Genomic DNA, 18,736 nt, shown 5'->3' with positions numbered 1-18,736 from the left:
ATTTAACCTAAAGCTAACACCCCTTACAGAGCATCAACCACAAATTCCGGTCGCTCGACGCCCGGTTCCAGCTCGATAAGCTGAAAATTCCGAAACTCCATCAGCGCGCCTTCCGCTTCTAGGCAAACATAACCTTTTCGCTTCGAAGCCAAGCGGATGCTATTGACAAATTTACCATTTATAGCCAATTTTACGGTCCCGTCAATACAAACAACAGTATACTTGTTCCATTCCCCAACTCCTAAACAGCGATTCTCGACCGACTTACTGCGCTCTCCACGAGGATTATCCGGTGATGCGGTCATTCCACCGGCACCAAACAATTCCCCATGCACATAGGCAATCGGCGGTGTAACACCGTCCCTTGTATTCTGATTCACCCAATCGAGCTCTAACATCTGCACTTCCATGCCCATCGGCAGGCCATTCTTCCCAGGAACCGCATCTGACCATACAAAAACACCTGAATTACCTCCTTTTTCCAAATGTCGCCATTCCACATGTATGATAAAGTTCTCATACATTTTCTCTGAGCGGATCACTCCAATTGGATTGCCCTTGTTCACCAAAACCTTCCCTTTGGGTATCCAAGTCGTTTCCGAAGTGTTCACATCAATCCACTGTATCGGCTTTCCTTTTGCCTTCGGATTGACGATAGATTCATCAAAACTTTTCTCCACACCAAATGTGAAAAGCTTTTTCTGTGCACTTGCTCCCAAGGAAAAAGCCATAAACATTAGAAATAACGTTGCGCCCAATAGGTTTAGTCTGTTCATATCAGTAGGTTTTAAGTATCCCTAAGATAAGGATTTGCTCACAACTAAATCAAACCCAATGTAGACCCAATGTAAAGCCCTTCTGAAGCGGTTATGATTGGGCTCTGTATTGGGTTTGAAAGGGGTTTAAAAGGGCTTTAAGTAATAGGAACTGTGTAGCGGGGATTAGGGAGGCGGGATGTGCTGTTGAACTAGGAAAGGGAAAATTTGTCTTGAACCAGGAAAGAGCCCCCCCTTTAAACCAAAAAAAGCTGCCCCAATAGGAGCAACTCTTTAACAGACGCAAGGTCTAATATCTAAAATCTCACATCTAATCTCTACCTACGCTTCTGCGTAAGCTTCGATTGGAGGACAAGAACAGATTAACGTTCTATCGCCTTGTGAGTCGTTTACACGACCTACGGAAGGCCAGAATTTATTGATTCTTAAGTATTCAACAGGGTAAGCTGCTTTTTGACGCGAGTAAGGTCTATCCCACTCGTCTGCAGTTACTACGCGTGCCGTATGTGGCGCATGTTTCAATACGTTATCTTTTTGGTCAACCTCGCCATTTTCTACAGCAGCGATTTCTTGGCGGATAGCGATTAATGCTTCGCAGAAACGATCTAACTCTGCTTTCGATTCAGACTCTGTAGGCTCAACCATTAAGGTACCAGCTACAGGGAAAGATACAGTTGGAGCGTGGAAACCGTAGTCCATCAAACGTTTTGCGATATCTGCAACTTCGATTCCTACGTTTTTGAAACCACGACAATCTAAGATCATCTCGTGTGCACAACGTCCATTAGCACCAGCATATAATACCGGATAGTGCGACTCTAAGCGTGCTTTAATGTAGTTAGCATTTAAGATGGCAGTTTTCGTAGCATCGGTTAATCCTTCGCCACCCATCATTGCGATGTATGCGTGGGAGATTACTAAGATAGATGCCGAACCGAAAGGAGCTGCAGATACAGCTGAGATACCCTCTTCGCCAGAGATTTCCACCACTTCGTGGTTAGGTAAGAAAGGTACTAAGTGTGCTGCTACGCCGATTGGCCCCATACCAGGACCACCACCACCGTGAGGGATACAGAATGTTTTGTGTAAGTTTAAGTGACAAACGTCAGCACCAATATAACCTGGGCTTGTTAAACCTACTTGTGCGTTCATGTTCGCACCGTCCATATATACTTGACCACCATTTTCGTGGATGATATTACAGATCTCAACAATCGGCTCTTCGAATACTCCGTGCGTAGATGGATAAGTCACCATCAGGGAGTTTAAGTTTGCCGAATGCTCCGTTGCTTTTGCTCTTAAGTCTTCCACATCGATGTTTCCGCGCTCGTCACACTTCACAACAACCACTTTCAAGCCTGCCATAGATGCCGACGCCGGGTTTGTTCCGTGTGCAGATGCTGGGATTAAACAGATATCTCTATTCAAATCGCCACGGCTGTGGTGATAAGCACGGATAACCATTAATCCTGCGTATTCACCCTGTGCACCAGAGTTAGGTTGGAATGACATTTTAGCGAATCCAGTGATTTCACACAACCAATCGTTCAATTCGTTGATCAATTGCATGTATCCTGTTGTTTGGTCTGCAGGAGCGAATGGATGTAATCCGCCGAAACGAGCCCAAGTAACAGGAACCATCTCGGTTGTCGCGTTCAACTTCATCGTACATGATCCTAAAGGAATCATCGAATGACAAAGTGAAAGATCTTTTGCTTCTAAAGATTTGATGTAACGCAACATCTCGCTTTCAGAGTGGTAGCTATTGAAAACAGGGTGTGTTAAGTAATCAGAAGCGCGCTCTAATTCCTCTGGAATAGAGTTTCCTAATTCTTCAGTGAAACCAGATAGATCAACATCATTTACAGATTTACCTTTGATCTTCGCGAATACTTTCGCGATAGTTTCGATATCTTCTAGCGTAGTAGTCTCATCGATAGAGATTCCTACGGTATTATCAGCGTAGTAGAAGTTAAGCTCTTGGTTCAACGCTTCAGACTTCAACGGGCTAAGTTCTTTATCAACTTCAAAACGTAAAGTATCGAAGTAAGTCGCATTTACTTGTTTGTAACCTAAGGCTTGGATTGCTTTATCAGCAAGTTTAGTTAGATCATTGATACGTAAAGCAATGTTTTTAATCCCTTTTGGACCGTGGTAAACCGCGTAGAAAGAAGCCATAATAGCTAGTAATGCTTGCGCAGTACAGATATTAGAAGAAGCTTTATCTCTACGGATGTGTTGCTCACGAGTTTGAAGCGCCATACGCAATGCATATTCACCGTTCGAATCGGAAGTTACACCGATGATACGACCTGGGATATTACGTTTGTAGGCGTCTTTCGTTGCGAAGAACGCTGCGTGAGGACCACCAAAGCCCATCGGTACGCCGAAACGCTGTGAGTTACCCACAACAACATCAGCTCCCCATTCTCCTGGAGGCGTTAATAAAGCTAAAGCCATTAAATCTGTAGCAACACAGATCGTGATGTTTTTATCGTGAGCATAAGCCGTGAACTCTTTGTAGTCATTTACGGAACCATCAGCAGCAGGATATTGGATAAACGCTGCGAATACATCGTCTGCTAAGTTTTCTACGGTTAAGTCTGCAACGCGAATCTCTACACCAAAAGGCACCGCTCTAGTTTGCAATACATCCAGTGTTTGCGGGTAGATATTCGGTGTTACAAGGAATGTATGGGCATCTTTGTTTTTGCGCGTGCTGTATAGCATAAACATCGCCTCAGCAGCAGCAGTAGCTTCATCTAGAAGTGATGCATTTGCTACTTCTAAGCCCGTTAAGTCAGAAACCATCGTTTGGAAGTTCAATAAGGATTGAAGACGACCTTGTGCGATTTCAGCTTGGTAAGGCGTGTACTGTGTGTACCATCCTGGATTCTCGAATACGTTACGTTGAATAACGCCAGGTAAGATTACATCGAAATATCCCTGACCGATATAAGATTTGAATACTTTGTTTTTTTCAGCGATTTGAGCAACCTTTTCAAGGTAAGCAACCTCGCTTAATGCTGCAGGCAACTTTAAAGGTTCTTTTTTACGGATTTGCGCAGGTACGGTTTGCTCGATTAGTTCGTCTAAGGAGCTAACGCCAAGTACAGTCAACATTTCCTCTACTTGCGAAGCGCTAGGACCGTTGTGGCGATCCTGGAATTTCTCTTGGTAATTTATGTTACTCATTTTACGATGGGATTGCAAAATTTACAATGTTTAACGTTCTGTTATCCAATTTCTTTAGGATACTTTCGCTATAAAAAAATTAGATGTGCAAAGATACGCTTTTTATAGGTAATTTTTGCCCTACCCTTAGCCGCAAAAACATTTATTAACACATCAATCGATTGCACATTTTTTTAAAATTTAGGTAATAAGATTCGGGTATTGTTTCAAATAAAGTAGTGTAATCGAAGGGAAGGTATTATATCTGAAAATCTACGTTTTTCACATGCTTTTGTAAAAAAGGAGAGCTTCCACCCTACTGATCGCTGAACATCTTAAACATCAGCGGTTTAGCAATTATCAAAACGCTAAGCAATGATGGTGTTTTTTCTCTTTTCAATACATATTATTAAACAAATCACGAATTCCTCTAACTGACACAACTTAAATATTAAATATTTACAATATTTTTTACTCCATTAATTAAACATAATTTCTTTGCTATTTTAGCTGTGGGACAATCACCTACAATTCAAGAGAGAAAAACCATGCAAACCACCGATACGATTTTATTAGTTCGTCCCTATTTATTTAGGAGAAACGAAGAAACTGCGATCAATAACTACTTCCAGAGCGAGGAAATACCTCCTAGAAAAATCAATCAAACTGCTACTTCCGAGTTCGACAATTTTACATCCCTGCTGCAACATGCAGGAATTCGGACCATTGTAATCCAAGACAATGGAAAACATCAAACGCCCGATAGTATCTTTTCAAATCATGTCGCTTCTTTCCACAGGGATAGCGCGACCCTCTATCCCATGTTTGCCTATAATAGGCGCCGCGAGCGCAATCTCAATTATCTGGGTCAGCTTAAAATGAAGGGCTTCGAATTTGAGAAGTTGAATGATTACAGCGTTTATGAAGAAAGCGAGCTCTTTTTGGAAGGAAATGGTGCATTGATATTAGATCGGGTGAATCGCATAGCCTACAGCTCTCTATCCGATCGGGCGCATGAAAACCTAGCCATAATCTTTTGTAACGACCATGGCTACGAACCTGTTATCTTTCCATCATTCCATCAATTCGACGTACAGCTAAGGCCGATATTCCATAGCAATGTGATGATGTCATTAGGCACCAATTTCTGCGTTATATGTTGGGATTGCATTCCTGACATAGATGCTAGAATCAAAATTGAACAACGACTTATCTAGACGAATAAAGAAGTAATAACGATCAGTACGGAGCAAATGCATCAGTTTGCAGGTAATATGGTCGAGATAAAGAATAAGAATGGGCACCCTTTTATCAGTATGAGCACGCGCTTTCGACAGCCTAACGACGAGCCAATAAATCATATGCGCCACTCTATAATATTGAAAAGTTTGGTGTCGGAAGTGCGAGATGTCTGATCGCCGAAGTGTTTTACAAAAATTATTAAACTTCAGACTCAAAAATCATATAAAACGTCACAAACTCGACGAACTTTTTATATTTTCCATTAGCATCTGCTTCAGGATCTAAGCCTATCGTGAAGTGATTCGTATTCCCTTTATAGTTTATTTTAACGGCAATATCTTTACCATCGCTGCAACTATTACAGTCGCGTTTGCGCAAGGACATTAGATTGAGTTCTTCGATTAAACCAATTAGTTCTTCATAGCGTTCCTCCGGAAATAGGGTAGAATATTCGCTTGTTATATTCGGATCACATTTGTTTCCGCGGAAATCTCGTGTCATATGATCTTTCTTGATTTGCATTTTGATCAGCCCGCATTTCCCTTGAAGCAAATCAACATCCATACGCAATCCAATTGGATCGATCTTTTCTTTATTACAAGAAACTAGACTAACTAAAGCGATAAATAGGAAAAATATCGGTCTTATCATAAATGTTTATAATGTAGTAATTAGCAATAATTAACAAAGATAGATTTTCCCGCAAATAACTTAAGTAAATTAGAAAGAATCTTTCGCGATTTCTCTTCTCACTCTGCTGAGGCTTTCTGGAGTTATGCCCAAATACGAAGCGATCATCCATTGCGGAACACGCAGTAGCAACTGCGGGTACATGGCAACGAATTCTAAGTATCTTTCTTTAGCCGACATAGCTAACAGGGAGTTTATCCTACGTTGTAGGAAGTGTATATTGCGTTGTAAGGAAGTTTCTGTAAAGCAGGTAAACTCATGATTGATCTTTCCTGCCTCTTCTAGAAATTGAGGCTGAATGAATACCACCGTGGAAGGCTCCAATGCTTTGATATAGTAGTTTGATGGTTCGTTGAAGAACATGCTGGATCTATCCATCATTAACCAATTCTCTGGTGCAAACTGCATAATATGCTCGCCTCCTTTTTCATCAAGGCTGAACAACTGCAATAATCCTTTTTCAACAAATAGGATATGCTTGCAAACCTCGCCGGCACGCATAATAAGTTGATTATGGTCTACTTCGCGAAAGTCGAATAGCGGGCTTAGGCTTTCGAAATCCGACAGCGTAAGTCCGGTTTTCGCCGTGTAATACGAGTAGAAATTAGACTTGATTAGTTCTTCAGAAGTTATCATCAGTAAAGCACACTAAATTTAAAAGCTAAGGGTTGGAAATTCTTCAACAAATCGTTGAACAATTCATCTCCGTATTTGATATAAAGCACAGCGAAATTCTCGGTACGCTCTTGCAGACCGCCATTCGGGAACAGTTTATCTTTAACCCGCTCTATTTGAATGAGCGCATCCTCGTGGTTCCTTTTCTCTGCTTTTAACAATTTCTTTTCTAAGTTGTTTACCGCCTTTTTAAGGCGTGCTTTTACGGCGTCGGTACTTGGGCCTAGACTTGGGTCGATCTTATGCGCACGAAGCTTAATTTTGCCAAAAATTGCATTCAATTCCATCCACTCGTCTTGAAGATTCAGTCGATGCTTTGTCCTCCGACGGACATACTCGTTTTTAAGGGTATTGACAGGTTTGAAAATACTTTTGAAGGTAAAGTCCAGACGGAATACCTTGCCAGCAACACTATCATCCGTAATTAATGCTGAATTACGTGGAACAAGGATCGGAAACTGCGTTTTATAATGGTCAAAATTTGCCTTTAGCTGTAGCCAATACACGATTTCGGCTCCCCCGCCGATGTATGCTAAATTAGGAAGAATGAGTTCTTGATAAAGCGGTCGCATCACTACGTTCGGACTGAATCGTTCTGGATGCTTCTTGATTTCTTGTTTTATCTCCTCTTCGGTAAAGAAGATATTCTGATGGAGCACTTCAAAACGACCGTCTTCGAGGCGAACGATACGTTCTCTGAATTCATCGGTCAGATAAAAGAAGTTGATTTCGCGGGCATGGACCTGGGTATTGAATCCCGCTTCCTCTAATGATTTAGAGGTTGCTTCGATATATTTCCAGCTATTTTCTTCAAGGATATCTTTCTCAATAATTGGAGCAAAAACGTTTTTCAGCGCTACCCTATCGGCATCAATGATAACAAGACCATAAGCTTTAAATAGCGAATTGACAAACTTGCGAGTAGCATCAGCAAGATTTAATCCGGAAAGATAGGCTTCCTCCACCAGCTCGGTCAGTTTCGTCGAATTATCCGATAAACCGAAGGTATTGCAATACTGCTTCACCACATCGGCCATGCTGTCCGTTTTCATTCGGCCAGTTGCAGAAATCCCCTCCTCTTCCCAAACAATCTTCTTTCCGTAAACACGTGTGTTGTTAATTTCCGCAAAATCATGATCTTCACTCGCCATCCAATAAACGGGCACAAAGTCCTGATCTGGAAAGCGTTCCTTTAGGTCCTGCGCCAGCTTTATGGCCGTCACGATCTTAAAAATGAAGTATAAGGGACCGGTGAATATGTTTAACTGATGACCGGTGGTAACCGTAAATGTATTATTGCTTTTTAATCGCTCTAGATTTTCGGCAACCTCCGGAGAACTAGCTAAAAGCTCGGCATATTGATCTTTCAATTGATCGACTAGCAGTTCACGATGTTGGAATTTCTTCTGCTCCTCAATTTGCTTCTTGAAACCGTCAAGATCTGGAAAATGACCGTAATAAGAGGTTAAATCTGGCTGTTTTGACAGATATGCTAATAAGGTTTTAGAAAAACTTCCAGTGTCGCTATAGTCTATGTATGTGGCTTTCATCTAGCTAGAGTAATATTGCTTCAAATGTAAAAGATAGAAGGATTCAAATTACAAAAAAACTTTCATGATTCCGCTGATTGACCAACAGTAATGAAAGTTCTTGATGGTGGGAATGAACCGACCGATCCGCTAAAAGTAAGAAAAGGATGTTGATTAGGGGGTATTGCTCCCTTTATTTGACAATACTTCCATATAAATCGAAGTCTTCTGCACGGTCTACTTTCACCTGTACAAAATCTCCGATACGAGCATAGTTTGTTTTAGCATCCAATACCACTTCATTATCCACCTCAGGCGAGTCATACTCCGTTCTTCCGATGAAGTAATCTCCATCCACACGATCCACCAGCACTTTATAGGAATTGCCGATTTTGGTCTGGTTGATATCATAGGATATCCCTTGCTGAACCTCCATAATCTGATCTACGCGCTCTTGTTTCACTTCTTCAGGGACATTGTCTTCTAAAGAATGTGCATGCGTTTTCTCCTCATGAGAATAAGTAAAACAGCCCAATCTGTCGAAACGGGTTTCTTCAACCCACTCTAACATCTCATTGAAATCTTGTTCAGTTTCTCCCGGGTAACCGCAGATCAAAGTCGTACGCAAAGCGATATCAGGCACTTTATCGCGGATCTTGTTTACTAAATCAATTTGCTTTTGCTTGCTGGTTCCTCTACGCATAGAGGTTAGCATATTATCGCTGATATGCTGTAGCGGCATATCCAAGTAGTTACAGATATTAGAGCGCTCATTCATCGCATCGAGGATGTCCATCGGAAAACCGGAAGGATACGCATACTGCAAACGAATCCACTCGATACCATTAACATCCGATAAATGACGTAAAAGGTCAGAAAGATTACGCTTGCCGTAGATATCTAGACCGTAATAGGTTAAATCCTGCGCAATCAGTATCAATTCTTTTGTGCCGTTCGATGCTAAGAATTTCGCTTCTTTCACTAAGTCATCGATAGACTTGGAAACGTGTTTCCCGCGCATCAAAGGAATAGCACAGAATGAGCAAGGTCTGTTACAACCTTCTGCAATCTTAAAATATGAGAAATGTGAGGGTGTGGTCAATAAACGCTCGCCCAACAACTCATGACGGTAATCCGCACCAATTGTTGAAAGCAGATCCGGAAGATCGTTGGTACCGAAGAAAGCATCAACATTCGGAATCTCAGCTTCTAGTTCGGGCTTATATCGCTCCGACAAACAGCCTGTAACAATCACCTTATTGACCTTGCCTTGATCTTTTAACTCAGAAAATTGAAGGATGGTATCAATAGACTCCTGTTTCGCATTATCAATAAATCCACAGGTATTGATCACGACGATATCATTCGCTTGGATATTATTGGCTTCATGAACGACATCCATTTGGCTGCCTTTCAATTGTCCCATTAAAACCTCGCTATCGTGAATATTTTTAGAACAGCCCAAAGTAACCACATTCACACGTGGCTTTGCTACTACCGGAGCTGCATTTCTTGTTTTTGTTCTCATATGAATGTGTAGACTACTGGAATAGTGAGTCTACGAAGTCTTTTTTGTTAAATAACTGTAAATCACCAATCTTCTCTCCTACTCCAATGTACTTTACAGGAATTTTGAATTGATCGGATATCCCGATAACCACACCGCCCTTCGCTGTACCATCAAGCTTGGTCAATGCTAATGCATTCACATCCGTTGCTTGTGTAAACTGCGTCGCCTGCTCAATAGCATTCTGGCCCGTGGAAGCGTCTAATACCAATAATATCTCATGCGGGGCATCTGGGATGACCTTCTGCATGACATTTTTGATCTTCGTTAGCTCGTTCATTAAGCCAACCTTATTATGGAGACGTCCTGCCGTATCGATAATAGCAACATCATCACCATTTGCAACCGCAGACTTAACCGTGTCGAAAGCAACTGATGCAGGATCCGAACCCATGGGCTGTGCCACAACACGAACACCTACTCTATCGCCCCACAACTGTATCTGATCAACAGCAGCAGCGCGGAACGTATCTGCCGCACCTAAAACAACCTTATTACCTGCTTCTTTTAACTGATGTGCAAGTTTTCCGATTGTCGTTGTCTTCCCGACACCATTTACCCCAACGACCATAATAACATAGGGCTTTTGATTACCATATTCGAAGGTCTCGAAATCATTGCTGTTGTTCTCGGCAAGTAAACCTTGGATTTCGTCTTTTAATAAGCCGTTTAGATCATCAGTAGTAACGTATTTGTCTTGAGCAACACGCTTCTGAATACGATCAACGATCTTTAGCGTCGTTGTAACACCTACATCAGAGGTTACTAAAACTTCTTCAAGATTATCCAATACATCATCATCGATGGTTGATTTTCCAACAACCGCTTTGGTAATTTTCGCAAAGAATCCCTCTTTCGTCTTCTCTAAGCCCTTGTTGAGTGCTTCCTGCGCCTCAGGAGTTTCCTGCTTCTTTTTAAAAAAATCAAATAATCCCATGATGTAAATGTATAATATGTCGTTGCTTTTCGTTCAAAGATACTGAAAACGGAAATACTAAAAAAGCCCTTTTGGTACTACCAAAACGGCTGTTTATAAGATTTTTAAAGAAAAACTTTAAAAAAAAGGAATATCTTACTGCTTATTTAGTAGCCGCAGCAACAACTTCTTTTACTTTGTCGTTGTGAACCATACTCTCTTTGAAAGTATATGCGCCTGTTTTTGCAGATTTAGTAGTAAGAACTACTTTAGTATATTCTTTACCACCACCTTTTTGTAATGATGCAACTGCCTTCTTTGCCATGGTATAATATTTTTATAGACTCCGAGGAATCCTTGTTTTTTACTTAATTTCTTTGTGAACTGTTACTTTTCTCAATACTGGGTTGAATTTTTTCAACTCTAAACGCTCAGTAGTGTTTTTCTTGTTCTTAGTAGTGATATAGCGAGACATTCCCGGAAGACCACTTTCTTTGTGTTCAGTACATTCTAAGATAACTTGTACTCTATTTCCCTTTTTTGCCATTGTTTTACTTTATTTATACCCTCACGGGTGAATTTCATGATTCTATTTAATGTTGATACAACAGGCGGTCTATCTATTAAATATGACCTTGTTTGATAAATTTATCGATTGCTGCTGTAATTCCGTTTTTGTTGATCGTTTTGATTGCTGAAGTAGAAACTTTCAACGTAATCCAACGATCTTCTTCTGGAATGTAAAAACGTTTGGTCTGTAAATTAGGATAGAATTTACGCTTAGTTTTAACGTTCGAGTGTGATACGTTATTTCCTTTTAATGCCGTCTTGCCTGTTAAATCACAAATTCTTGACATGATATTCGATTTTTATTGTTGTTCTTGTTAAAAATACGTTCCCTTAGAAACGAGTGTGCAAATATCTATATTTCTTTTGGGAAATACAATATTATTTCAGGAATTATTTTTAAAATAATCGAAGACTGCTGTGGAAGTCAGCAAAAATACTGTATTTTGCATTAAATATCGCGAAGCGAATATCACAATAGTTTTCAACAATTCACAATGAACAAATATCTTTTAAGGGGAATCGTCTTTTTAACGGCGGGGATTATATGCGTGTTCTTAGGATACACGCTCATGGAAAACGAGAATAATTGGTATAAGCTGTTGATGACATTAGGTGTTATTTTTTTTGGAATAGGGTTCGTTGCATTAATGTACCGCATCTTTAGGAAAATCGATAGAAAAACACTCATCGATGATCGGAAAGAGCAACAAGAGAAATAAATCATGTTGCACCAAACCAAAGGAATTACGCTCAAAGTAACCAATTATTCGGAAAGCAGTGTTGTTGCACAAATCTATACGCAGGCTTTCGGATTGCAATCCTACTTAATTAACGGGGCGCGAAAACCAAAGGCAAAAATTTCGGTAAACATGCTGCAGCCATTCCATTTGCTGGAGCTCGTCGTTTATAATAAAGAGAACAACAATCTGCAGCGAATCAAAGAAGCACAACATCTTCCTGTATTGAAACAGATCCCGCTGGATATTGTTAAAAGTTCTATCGCCTTATTTTTGAACGAAGTGCTTTACAAAGTTCTGAGGCACCAGTCCCCGGATAAACAGCTTTTCGATTTTTTGGAAAACGCTATTATATGGCTTGATGAGACCGAAGAAGGTTTGGCTAACTATCATCTCATTTTCCTGCTAAAACTCTCGCATTACCTTGGGTTTAAACCTTCTTTGAGCAATCTTCCATATTTCGACTTATTGGAGGGAAGATTTGTGAGCATCCTTCCGGCACACGTCTATACACTGCAAGAGCCTTACAGTTCATACCTAAGAGAATTAGTCAATTGTTCATTCAGCAATTGTAACAACGTGAAGCTGAAAAGGGAGGATAGGAGCTATCTTCTACAGAAGCTCGTCGATTATTATCGTCTTCATACTGAAAACTTTGGAGAGCTCAATTCTCTGTATATCCTGGAAGAAATCTTCAATTAAAACGCCATAAAAAAAGCCCATCGAAAATTATCGATGGGCTTTTACACAATAAATATATATTGAATCTATTCTCTTAGATAAGCTTTACATTTACCGCGTTAAGGCCTTTACGACCTTGCTCAACTTCGTAAGAAACTTCGTCTTTCTCGCGAATTTTGTCAATTAATCCAGAAACGTGTACGAAGATTTCGCTCTCGCCTGAATTTGGAATGATGAAACCGAAACCTTTGGCCTCATTAAAGAATTTTACTACTCCTTGTTGCATGTTATTAATTTATTATTTCTTAAAGGTATCAATTATTTTCTAAATAAAAACTAAATATTAGGATAATATGATTAAACATTTTCAATAGTCACTTGTCTATGCTGTATATCTTTTGGAAAGATTTTTGAGATTAGAAAAGCATTATACGGTTATTATGAAAAAAATATTATCAATATTAGCGCTTATCGCATTGGTGGTAACAGCTCAAGCACAAAATGTATCTATGGAAAATAGCAGAAGAGTAGCAACTCGCGGCTTTGCCGAAAAAGAAGTCACTCCAGACATCATTTACCTTTCAATTTCATTGAAGGAATACTATCAAGATGGCAATGCGAAGAAAAAGGTAGCTATAGAAACCTTAGAAAAGCAACTTTATGATGCAGCGATGAAATATGGTGTAAAAAAAGAAAACTTCACCATCCAAAACATTTATAGCTATAATGCTGCTGATCGTAAGAAAAAGAACACGGAATTACTTCAGTCGCGTCAGTATCGCATCAAAGTAACCGATTTGAAGAACTTAAATGCGATGATGGATGAGGTAGATTCGCAGGGTCTACAGAATACCAACATTAGTGGTTACGATCATTCTCAGAAGAAAGCAATTGAGAAAGAGTTAAAAACAGCAGCGGTTAAAGATGCCAGAGTGAATGCGGAAATTCTAGCAGCAGCAGACGGTGAAACTGTTGGAAAATCGCTAATGATCAATGATAATAGCAGCTTCAGCTGGAATGATGTGATGCCGCAGCCACGTGCTTATATGGCGATGTCAAAAACAGCAAACGCTGAATCTGATGCAATAGGAGGGAGTGGACTTGATATTGATGTTCGCCCGATCAAACTGACTTGCAATATCGACGCAGTATTTGAATTGAAATAACAATGGAAAACCAATATAGCTCTAAAATAGAGCGCATAAATAAAGATTTTCTTTGGGTGGAGCGACTATCTGTATTAATGGATAGTCGCTTCCGTATTGGGAACTTTCGCTTCGGATTGGACCCAATCCTCAACTTTATTCCCTTTGCCGGACAAATCGCAACTTTTATCATATCCTTGGTATTGGTTACAGTGATGTACCGAAATGGGGCAAGTGGCAAGATTGCCATCAAAATGCTGCTCAACGTCACTTGGGATGCCCTTCTAGGTTCAATACCTCTCTTAGGGAATATCTTCGACTTCTTTAACAAAGCCAACGATAAGAATATTAAACTGTTGCGTGAGCACTACTATGAGAATAAACATCAAGGAAGCGGTAAGAACATCATCTTCCTGATTGTTTCCATTCTAGCAATCGTCATCACACTTTTAATCTATGCGATGTACGCTTTAAGCGTTTGGTTGTTTAATCTCATCTTCTAAACTTTTCTTTACTTTTGTAGCTATGAGCAAAACAAGACTTTTCGCTTTGTTGGGCGTGGCAATTATGCTTATTGCTATATTGACAAATCCATCGAAAGATAAAATAAACGATGAACTGCGAGATCGGGCGAAGGAAATCTTAAAAAAACAATTACAATACGAGCATCAGGATGCTGTAGAGTTCGGAATGATGCTTTTTGGAGATCGCGTTGTAGAGGAGTTTGTCAACACCTATGTGCAAACCAAAAACTATTATCTCTTTTCTCTATGTGAAGTAAATTGGAACGGAGAAAAGGTTACAGTAGGAGGAGGGGCTTTCGGGAAGGTATGGATCAGTCCAAAGCTTGATGAGAAAGCGAACGAGCTTATTGACGTACTAAAGAAACAATAATGCTGGAGATACTCTACGAAGATCAGGACCTCATTGCTATCAATAAACCGCACGGCCTGTTAGTACATCGCTCATCTATCGCTGCAGATACATCTGAATTTGCTTTGCAATTGTTGAGAGATCAAATTGGCAAAACCGTCTATCCCGCTCATCGTCTCGATCGCAAAACTGGTGGAATACTACTGTTCTCCATGAACAAGGAAACCGACTCTCTGATTCAGCAGGCCTTTGCCAACAACCAGATTAAAAAAGAATACTTGGCAGTTCTTCGCGGATTTTCTCCGCTCAAAGACAGCATCGATTACCCTCTGAAGAAGAACAACGGAACCTTGCAGGATGCCATTACGCATTTTGAAACCCTTCAGCATACGGAAATAGATCTTCCTTTCGGGAAGCACCCGACTTCACGCTATTCACTTGTGAAGGCGATGCCACAGACCGGAAGAATGCACCAGCTCCGCCGTCATTTTGCACACATATTGCACCCCATCATAGGCGATCGGCCACATGGCTGCAATAAGCAGAATAAACTTTGGAAAGAGACCTTTGCACATGACAGCATGTTGCTGCATGCATCGTATTTATCCTTCAAACAGCCCAGATCCGGCGAACAAATTGAAATATACGCAAAACTCCAACCCGAATTCGAAAGAGCATTGACCATTTTGAATATTTCGGACCAAGTCAGATTTACGTAATCGATTGTCCATTTTCTTAACATTTAGGAAATCAGGTCTCTTTTGTCGTTTAATTACCTATTTTTGTAGTACTAAAACACATTTAATTTTAACATGAAAAATACTGCGTTATCTAACCTGCATATTGCTTTAGGCGCGAAGATGGTTCCTTTCGCTGGTTTTAACATGCCTGTTCAATACAGTGGCATTAATGATGAGCACGAGACAGTACGTACCGGAGTAGGTATGTTCGACGTTAGCCATATGGGTGAGTTCATCTTAAAAGGTGAAAAAGCACTTGACCTTATTCAAAAAATCTCTTCTAATGATGCTTCTAAGCTTTATGACGGTAAAGTACAATATGCTTATATCCCTAATGAAGAAGGTGGAATTGTAGACGATTTCTTGACTTATAAAATTGACGACATCACTTACCTTCTCGTTGTCAATGCTTCCAATATTGAAAAAGACTGGAACTGGATCAGCAAATACAACACGTTCGGTGTAGAGATGAAAGATATCTCTGATAAGACTTCTTTATTCGCTGTACAAGGTCCGAAAGCTGCCGATGCATTACAAGGCTTAACAGACATCGAATTAGCGCCTATGGAGTACTATTCTTTCCAAAAAGGTGTATTTGCCGGTGTTGAGAATGTATTGGTGTCAGCAACAGGATATACAGGCGCTGGTGGCTTCGAGATCTATGTAGACAATGAGCATGCGGAGCAAGTATGGAATGCGATCATGGAAGCAGGTAAACAATATGGCATCAAACCAATCGGTTTAGGCGCTCGTGATACCTTACGTTTGGAAATGGGCTTCTGTTTATATGGAAATGATATCGATGATACAACTTCTCCATTAGCAGCGGGTCTAGGATGGGTTACTAAATTCACGAAAGACTTCGTGAACTCTGAAAACCTAAAAGCTGAAAAAGAAAGAGGATTGACACAAAAGTTAGTAGGCTTCGAAATGATCGACAGAGGTATTCCTCGTCATGATTACGAAATCGTAGATGCTGAAGGAAATAAGATTGGTCGTGTTACTTCAGGAACGCAATCACCAACATTGAAGAAATCCGTTGGTTTAGGCTATGTGGATACTGCTTTCGCAAAAGACGGTACAGAAATCTTCATTTCTATCCGTAATCAGCCAATTAAAGCAATCGTTAAAAAGCCGCCTTTCGTAAAATAAGGCTACAAAATTTATAAGCAGAGGGCTATTTTTTAGCCCTCTTTTTTTGTCTTGCCAGTTCCTGTGCTGCCGCAGCCTTCTTTGCCTGAACGTCGCGGCTAACCTGTTTCAATAAAACAATCTTCAGATAGACCAAAACAACCAATAGGGCAATCGACAGACCCAGATACAACATATTCCCGCTGTTATATCCGGCCACACTGCTAAGTATCAGAAATACAATACCTAGGTTCAATACTACGTTCAATATAAATTTCTTCGTCATTTCTTTTTTATTACAGGGCTTCCAATTACACTTTTTCTGAGAAAAGAGAAATAAACAATTCCTCCCACAATATTCAGCAGGATAACAAATAAGGCCATCATCATTCTTTCTGTATTGCTAATGGAAGTGGAAAGCATAATTTCTCGGAGAACAAGTACCACCCATATCAACGAAACGAGCATCGCAATGCTCAAAAGGATAGGGGCAAAGCCAACTTTAAAGAGGACCAAAAGTATAGCTAGGATATAAAAAGCCAGACTAAACAGAAAGGCCTGTTTAGTCTGTTGAATTACCTTGTTCATGGAACAAAGGTAGTGAATATCTAAATCTTTTTATCCTTATGGGAAGATTCCTAATTCTTTATAGGACTCACCAACTTTATTGATGGCACAGATAAAGGCTGCAGTTCTCAAATCCTCAACACCCTCGGTATTCTTCCAGATATCGTGGATTTCTTGATAAGAACCGATCATAGTATCCTCTAATCCAGAATATACTAAATCCACCTCATCTGGTCCACGTAAGATGATCTTACGTTCCAATTTAGAAACCTTTTGGTTCGTCATTGACTCGATGATATTCAAGATCTCTGCATACATGTTTTCGCTAAAGCGCTTCTCTAAGCGTCCATAACGAACGTGGCTTAAGTTCTTCAACCATTCGAAGTAAGAAACCGTCACACCACCGGCATTCAGATAGATGTCCGGAATAACCAACTTACCCTTGCCGTTCAATATTTCATCCGCCTCCGGAGTCAATGGTCCATTCGCTGCCTCACCAATAATCTGCGCTTGGATTCTATCCGCATTATCGCCATTGATTACAGACTCTAAGGCTGCTGGAATCAAGATATCGCATGGATATTCTAAACCTTTAGCAGATTCCAAGATATTCTCAGCGCCAGGGAAATTCAAAATAGATCCTGTCGCTTTTCTATGCGCAACAACAGCATTCAAATCTAATCCGTCTGCATTGTAAATCGCTCCTTCATATTCAATCAAACCGACCAAAATAGCACCTTCGTCTTGGAAGTAATTTGCTGCATGGTAGCCCACGTTTCCTAAACCCTGAACAATCACGCGCTTGCCTGCGATACCTACTGAAAGCCCTAGCGCAGCCATGTCTTCCTCATTCTTAACGGCTTCACGAACCCCAAAGAAAACACCTAAACCGGTTGCTTCAGCACGTCCGCGAACACCGCCCTGAGAAATCGGCTTACCCGTAACACAAGCCTGTGCATTGATCTCATTAGGATTCAACGTGGTATATGTATCAACGATCCAGCTCATCTCGCGAGCACCCGTTCCATAATCCGGAGCCGGCACATCGGTTCCTGGACCGATAAAATTCTTCTTCACTAATTCCGTCGTATAACGTCTGGTGATCTTCTCTAACTCATACTCCGAATACTTCTTAGCATCGATTTTAATACCGCCCTTAGCACCGCCGAAAGGGACATTTACGATGGCACATTTGTAAGTCATCAATGACGCAAGCGCCATTACCTCATCCTGATCTACTTCCATACTAAAGCGAATACCACCTTTACATGGCAACTTATGATGTGAGTGCTGGACGCGGTAAGCTTCGATTACTTCGATCTCTTCTCCGATTTTCACGGGAAACTTCACACGAAGAATAGAGTTACAAGCTTTGATTTGATCGAGAATTCCTGGGGAAAAACGAGTGAATTTGGCCGCTTTGTCGAAGTTGCGAGCAACCCCTTGGAAAAAACTGTACGTTGTGTTGTCTTGACTGGACATAGATTATTGTATTTGTTTACACTTGGTATAAATTAGTATAAAGGTAATTGTTTTATGATATTTCCAATAAGGTTACCCCGAAAAACAATGTTTTTAATCAATTGATAACAAAAGATTTTCTGGATCAAGCTGAATTCTTGGGGGGAATGTTAAAAATTTGTTAGTTTAGCGTCCTTAATACAGATATCCCTTGCAAGAAGCCGAACGTAAATTACTATCGCTATTGATGCCCGAAGGGCTT

General features: G+C 40.5%; 20 protein-coding genes and 1 pseudogene. 8 read left to right on the top strand and 13 right to left on the bottom strand.

Features of this window, described 5'->3' with window-relative positions; translation table 11 throughout:
- Positions 1-23: 23 nt before the first annotated feature.
- Positions 24-776, bottom strand: coding sequence for a 3-keto-disaccharide hydrolase (locus B2400_RS06045; protein ID WP_293931803.1), 753 nt, complete (start codon positions 774-776; stop codon positions 24-26).
- A gap of 321 nt (positions 777-1,097) precedes the next feature.
- The gene (gene gcvP / locus B2400_RS06040; RefSeq protein ID WP_293931801.1) at positions 1,098-3,971 is read right to left on the bottom strand and encodes an aminomethyl-transferring glycine dehydrogenase; all 2,874 of its coding nucleotides are present in this window, start codon (positions 3,969-3,971) and stop codon (positions 1,098-1,100) included.
- A gap of 527 nt (positions 3,972-4,498) precedes the next feature.
- Here gcvP and B2400_RS06035 point away from each other — a divergent pair.
- A pseudogene (locus B2400_RS06035) lies at positions 4,499-5,365 on the top strand (arginine deiminase-related protein).
- Positions 5,366-5,390: 25 nt separating this feature from the next.
- Here the strand turns inward: B2400_RS06035 and B2400_RS06030 are convergent.
- The 8 genes from B2400_RS06030 to rpmB form a co-directional block, all read right to left on the bottom strand.
- On the bottom strand, positions 5,391-5,843 hold the full coding sequence (locus tag B2400_RS06030; protein WP_293931799.1) for a hypothetical protein: 453 nt from the start codon (positions 5,841-5,843) through the stop codon (positions 5,391-5,393).
- Between the two features lie 69 nt (positions 5,844-5,912).
- Positions 5,913-6,518 (bottom strand): Crp/Fnr family transcriptional regulator, encoded by a 606-nt coding sequence (locus tag B2400_RS06025; protein WP_293931797.1) that lies wholly within the window; start codon positions 6,516-6,518, stop codon positions 5,913-5,915.
- Entirely contained in the window at positions 6,518-8,107 is a 1,590-nt protein-coding gene (gene bshC / locus B2400_RS06020; protein ID WP_293931795.1) for a bacillithiol biosynthesis cysteine-adding enzyme BshC, read from the bottom strand. Before bshC ends, B2400_RS06025 begins: the two co-directional genes overlap by 1 nt.
- 172 nt (positions 8,108-8,279) lie before the next feature.
- Positions 8,280-9,614, bottom strand: coding sequence for a 30S ribosomal protein S12 methylthiotransferase RimO (gene rimO / locus B2400_RS06015; protein WP_293931793.1), 1,335 nt, complete (start codon positions 9,612-9,614; stop codon positions 8,280-8,282).
- A gap of 13 nt (positions 9,615-9,627) precedes the next feature.
- Entirely contained in the window at positions 9,628-10,590 is a 963-nt protein-coding gene (gene ftsY, locus B2400_RS06010) for a signal recognition particle-docking protein FtsY (protein WP_260039954.1), read from the bottom strand.
- Positions 10,591-10,732: 142 nt separating this feature from the next.
- Positions 10,733-10,894, bottom strand: coding sequence for a DUF4295 domain-containing protein (locus B2400_RS06005; RefSeq protein WP_149524236.1), 162 nt, complete (start codon positions 10,892-10,894; stop codon positions 10,733-10,735).
- Between the two features lie 39 nt (positions 10,895-10,933).
- Complete coding sequence (gene rpmG, locus B2400_RS06000) at positions 10,934-11,116, bottom strand: 50S ribosomal protein L33 (protein ID WP_002998409.1); 183 nt, start codon at positions 11,114-11,116, stop codon at positions 10,934-10,936.
- Between the two features lie 76 nt (positions 11,117-11,192).
- Complete coding sequence (rpmB, locus tag B2400_RS05995) at positions 11,193-11,426, bottom strand: 50S ribosomal protein L28 (protein ID WP_149524235.1); 234 nt, start codon at positions 11,424-11,426, stop codon at positions 11,193-11,195.
- A 207-nt stretch (positions 11,427-11,633) separates the two neighbouring features.
- Between rpmB and B2400_RS05990 the strand changes: the two genes are divergently transcribed.
- On the top strand, positions 11,634-11,858 hold the full coding sequence (locus tag B2400_RS05990; RefSeq protein ID WP_149524234.1) for a signal peptidase: 225 nt from the start codon (positions 11,634-11,636) through the stop codon (positions 11,856-11,858).
- 3 nt (positions 11,859-11,861) lie between these two features.
- Positions 11,862-12,578 carry a DNA repair protein RecO gene (gene recO, locus B2400_RS05985; protein WP_149524233.1) on the top strand — a complete coding sequence of 239 codons (717 nt, stop codon included), beginning with the start codon at positions 11,862-11,864 and terminating at the stop codon, positions 12,576-12,578.
- 73 nt (positions 12,579-12,651) lie between these two features.
- On the opposite strand, the gene B2400_RS05980 is transcribed toward recO, so the two are convergent.
- Positions 12,652-12,843 carry a cold-shock protein gene (locus tag B2400_RS05980; protein ID WP_149524232.1) on the bottom strand — a complete coding sequence of 64 codons (192 nt, stop codon included), beginning with the start codon at positions 12,841-12,843 and terminating at the stop codon, positions 12,652-12,654.
- A gap of 154 nt (positions 12,844-12,997) precedes the next feature.
- On the opposite strand from B2400_RS05980, the gene B2400_RS05975 reads away from it, so the two are divergent.
- The 5 genes from B2400_RS05975 (at position 12,998) to gcvT (ending at position 16,467) form a co-directional block, all read left to right on the top strand.
- Positions 12,998-13,723: an SIMPL domain-containing protein gene (locus tag B2400_RS05975; RefSeq protein WP_246172370.1), complete on the top strand. Its 726-nt coding sequence runs from the start codon at positions 12,998-13,000 to the stop codon at positions 13,721-13,723.
- Between the two features lie 2 nt (positions 13,724-13,725).
- A complete protein-coding gene (locus tag B2400_RS05970) occupies positions 13,726-14,205 on the top strand; it encodes a DUF4112 domain-containing protein (RefSeq protein ID WP_149524230.1) in 480 nt (159 codons plus the stop codon).
- A gap of 22 nt (positions 14,206-14,227) precedes the next feature.
- A complete protein-coding gene (locus B2400_RS05965; protein WP_286651614.1) occupies positions 14,228-14,596 on the top strand; it encodes a hypothetical protein in 369 nt (122 codons plus the stop codon).
- The gene (locus tag B2400_RS05960; protein WP_293931782.1) at positions 14,596-15,294 is read left to right on the top strand and encodes a pseudouridine synthase; all 699 of its coding nucleotides are present in this window, start codon (positions 14,596-14,598) and stop codon (positions 15,292-15,294) included. Before B2400_RS05965 ends, B2400_RS05960 begins: the two co-directional genes overlap by 1 nt.
- Before the next feature lie 93 nt (positions 15,295-15,387).
- The gene (gene gcvT / locus B2400_RS05955; RefSeq protein ID WP_149524227.1) at positions 15,388-16,467 is read left to right on the top strand and encodes a glycine cleavage system aminomethyltransferase GcvT; all 1,080 of its coding nucleotides are present in this window, start codon (positions 15,388-15,390) and stop codon (positions 16,465-16,467) included.
- 25 nt (positions 16,468-16,492) lie between these two features.
- On the opposite strand, the gene B2400_RS05950 is transcribed toward gcvT, so the two are convergent.
- Together B2400_RS05950 and B2400_RS05945 are read right to left on the bottom strand one after the other, a co-directional pair.
- Positions 16,493-16,732 (bottom strand): DUF6358 family protein, encoded by a 240-nt coding sequence (locus B2400_RS05950; RefSeq protein ID WP_149524226.1) that lies wholly within the window; start codon positions 16,730-16,732, stop codon positions 16,493-16,495.
- A gap of 338 nt (positions 16,733-17,070) precedes the next feature.
- Entirely contained in the window at positions 17,071-18,495 is a 1,425-nt protein-coding gene (locus B2400_RS05945; RefSeq protein WP_149524224.1) for a Glu/Leu/Phe/Val family dehydrogenase, read from the bottom strand.
- Positions 18,496-18,736 lie beyond the last annotated feature (241 nt).

It is taken from the genome of Sphingobacterium sp. UBA6645 (assembly GCF_002455685.1).
GTDB lineage: Bacteria > Bacteroidota > Bacteroidia > Sphingobacteriales > Sphingobacteriaceae > Sphingobacterium > Sphingobacterium hotanense.
This window is presented reverse-complemented; position numbering and strand designations above follow the sequence as displayed.

Bases quoted from the DNA above. Each gene is read 5' to 3' on its own strand.
- B2400_RS06045 (WP_293931803.1), bottom strand. From the start codon at position 776: ATGAACAGACTAAACCTATTGGGCGCAACGTTATTTCTAATGTTTATG.
- gcvP (WP_293931801.1), bottom strand. From the start codon at position 3,971: ATGAGTAACATAAATTACCAAGAGAAATTCCAGGATCGCCACAACGGT.
- B2400_RS06030 (WP_293931799.1), bottom strand. From the start codon at position 5,843: ATGATAAGACCGATATTTTTCCTATTTATCGCTTTAGTTAGTCTAGTT.
- B2400_RS06025 (WP_293931797.1), bottom strand. From the start codon at position 6,518: ATGATAACTTCTGAAGAACTAATCAAGTCTAATTTCTACTCGTATTAC.
- bshC (WP_293931795.1), bottom strand. From the start codon at position 8,107: ATGAAAGCCACATACATAGACTATAGCGACACTGGAAGTTTTTCTAAA.
- rimO (WP_293931793.1), bottom strand. From the start codon at position 9,614: ATGAGAACAAAAACAAGAAATGCAGCTCCGGTAGTAGCAAAGCCACGT.
- ftsY (WP_260039954.1), bottom strand. From the start codon at position 10,590: ATGGGATTATTTGATTTTTTTAAAAAGAAGCAGGAAACTCCTGAGGCG.
- B2400_RS06005 (WP_149524236.1), bottom strand. From the start codon at position 10,894: ATGGCAAAGAAGGCAGTTGCATCATTACAAAAAGGTGGTGGTAAAGAA.
- rpmG (WP_002998409.1), bottom strand. From the start codon at position 11,116: ATGGCAAAAAAGGGAAATAGAGTACAAGTTATCTTAGAATGTACTGAA.
- rpmB (WP_149524235.1), bottom strand. From the start codon at position 11,426: ATGTCAAGAATTTGTGATTTAACAGGCAAGACGGCATTAAAAGGAAAT.
- B2400_RS05990 (WP_149524234.1), top strand. From the start codon at position 11,634: ATGAACAAATATCTTTTAAGGGGAATCGTCTTTTTAACGGCGGGGATT.
- recO (WP_149524233.1), top strand. From the start codon at position 11,862: ATGTTGCACCAAACCAAAGGAATTACGCTCAAAGTAACCAATTATTCG.
- B2400_RS05980 (WP_149524232.1), bottom strand. From the start codon at position 12,843: ATGCAACAAGGAGTAGTAAAATTCTTTAATGAGGCCAAAGGTTTCGGT.
- B2400_RS05975 (WP_246172370.1), top strand. From the start codon at position 12,998: ATGAAAAAAATATTATCAATATTAGCGCTTATCGCATTGGTGGTAACA.
- B2400_RS05970 (WP_149524230.1), top strand. From the start codon at position 13,726: ATGGAAAACCAATATAGCTCTAAAATAGAGCGCATAAATAAAGATTTT.
- B2400_RS05965 (WP_286651614.1), top strand. From the start codon at position 14,228: ATGAGCAAAACAAGACTTTTCGCTTTGTTGGGCGTGGCAATTATGCTT.
- B2400_RS05960 (WP_293931782.1), top strand. From the start codon at position 14,596: ATGCTGGAGATACTCTACGAAGATCAGGACCTCATTGCTATCAATAAA.
- gcvT (WP_149524227.1), top strand. From the start codon at position 15,388: ATGAAAAATACTGCGTTATCTAACCTGCATATTGCTTTAGGCGCGAAG.
- B2400_RS05950 (WP_149524226.1), bottom strand. From the start codon at position 16,732: ATGACGAAGAAATTTATATTGAACGTAGTATTGAACCTAGGTATTGTA.
- B2400_RS05945 (WP_149524224.1), bottom strand. From the start codon at position 18,495: ATGTCCAGTCAAGACAACACAACGTACAGTTTTTTCCAAGGGGTTGCT.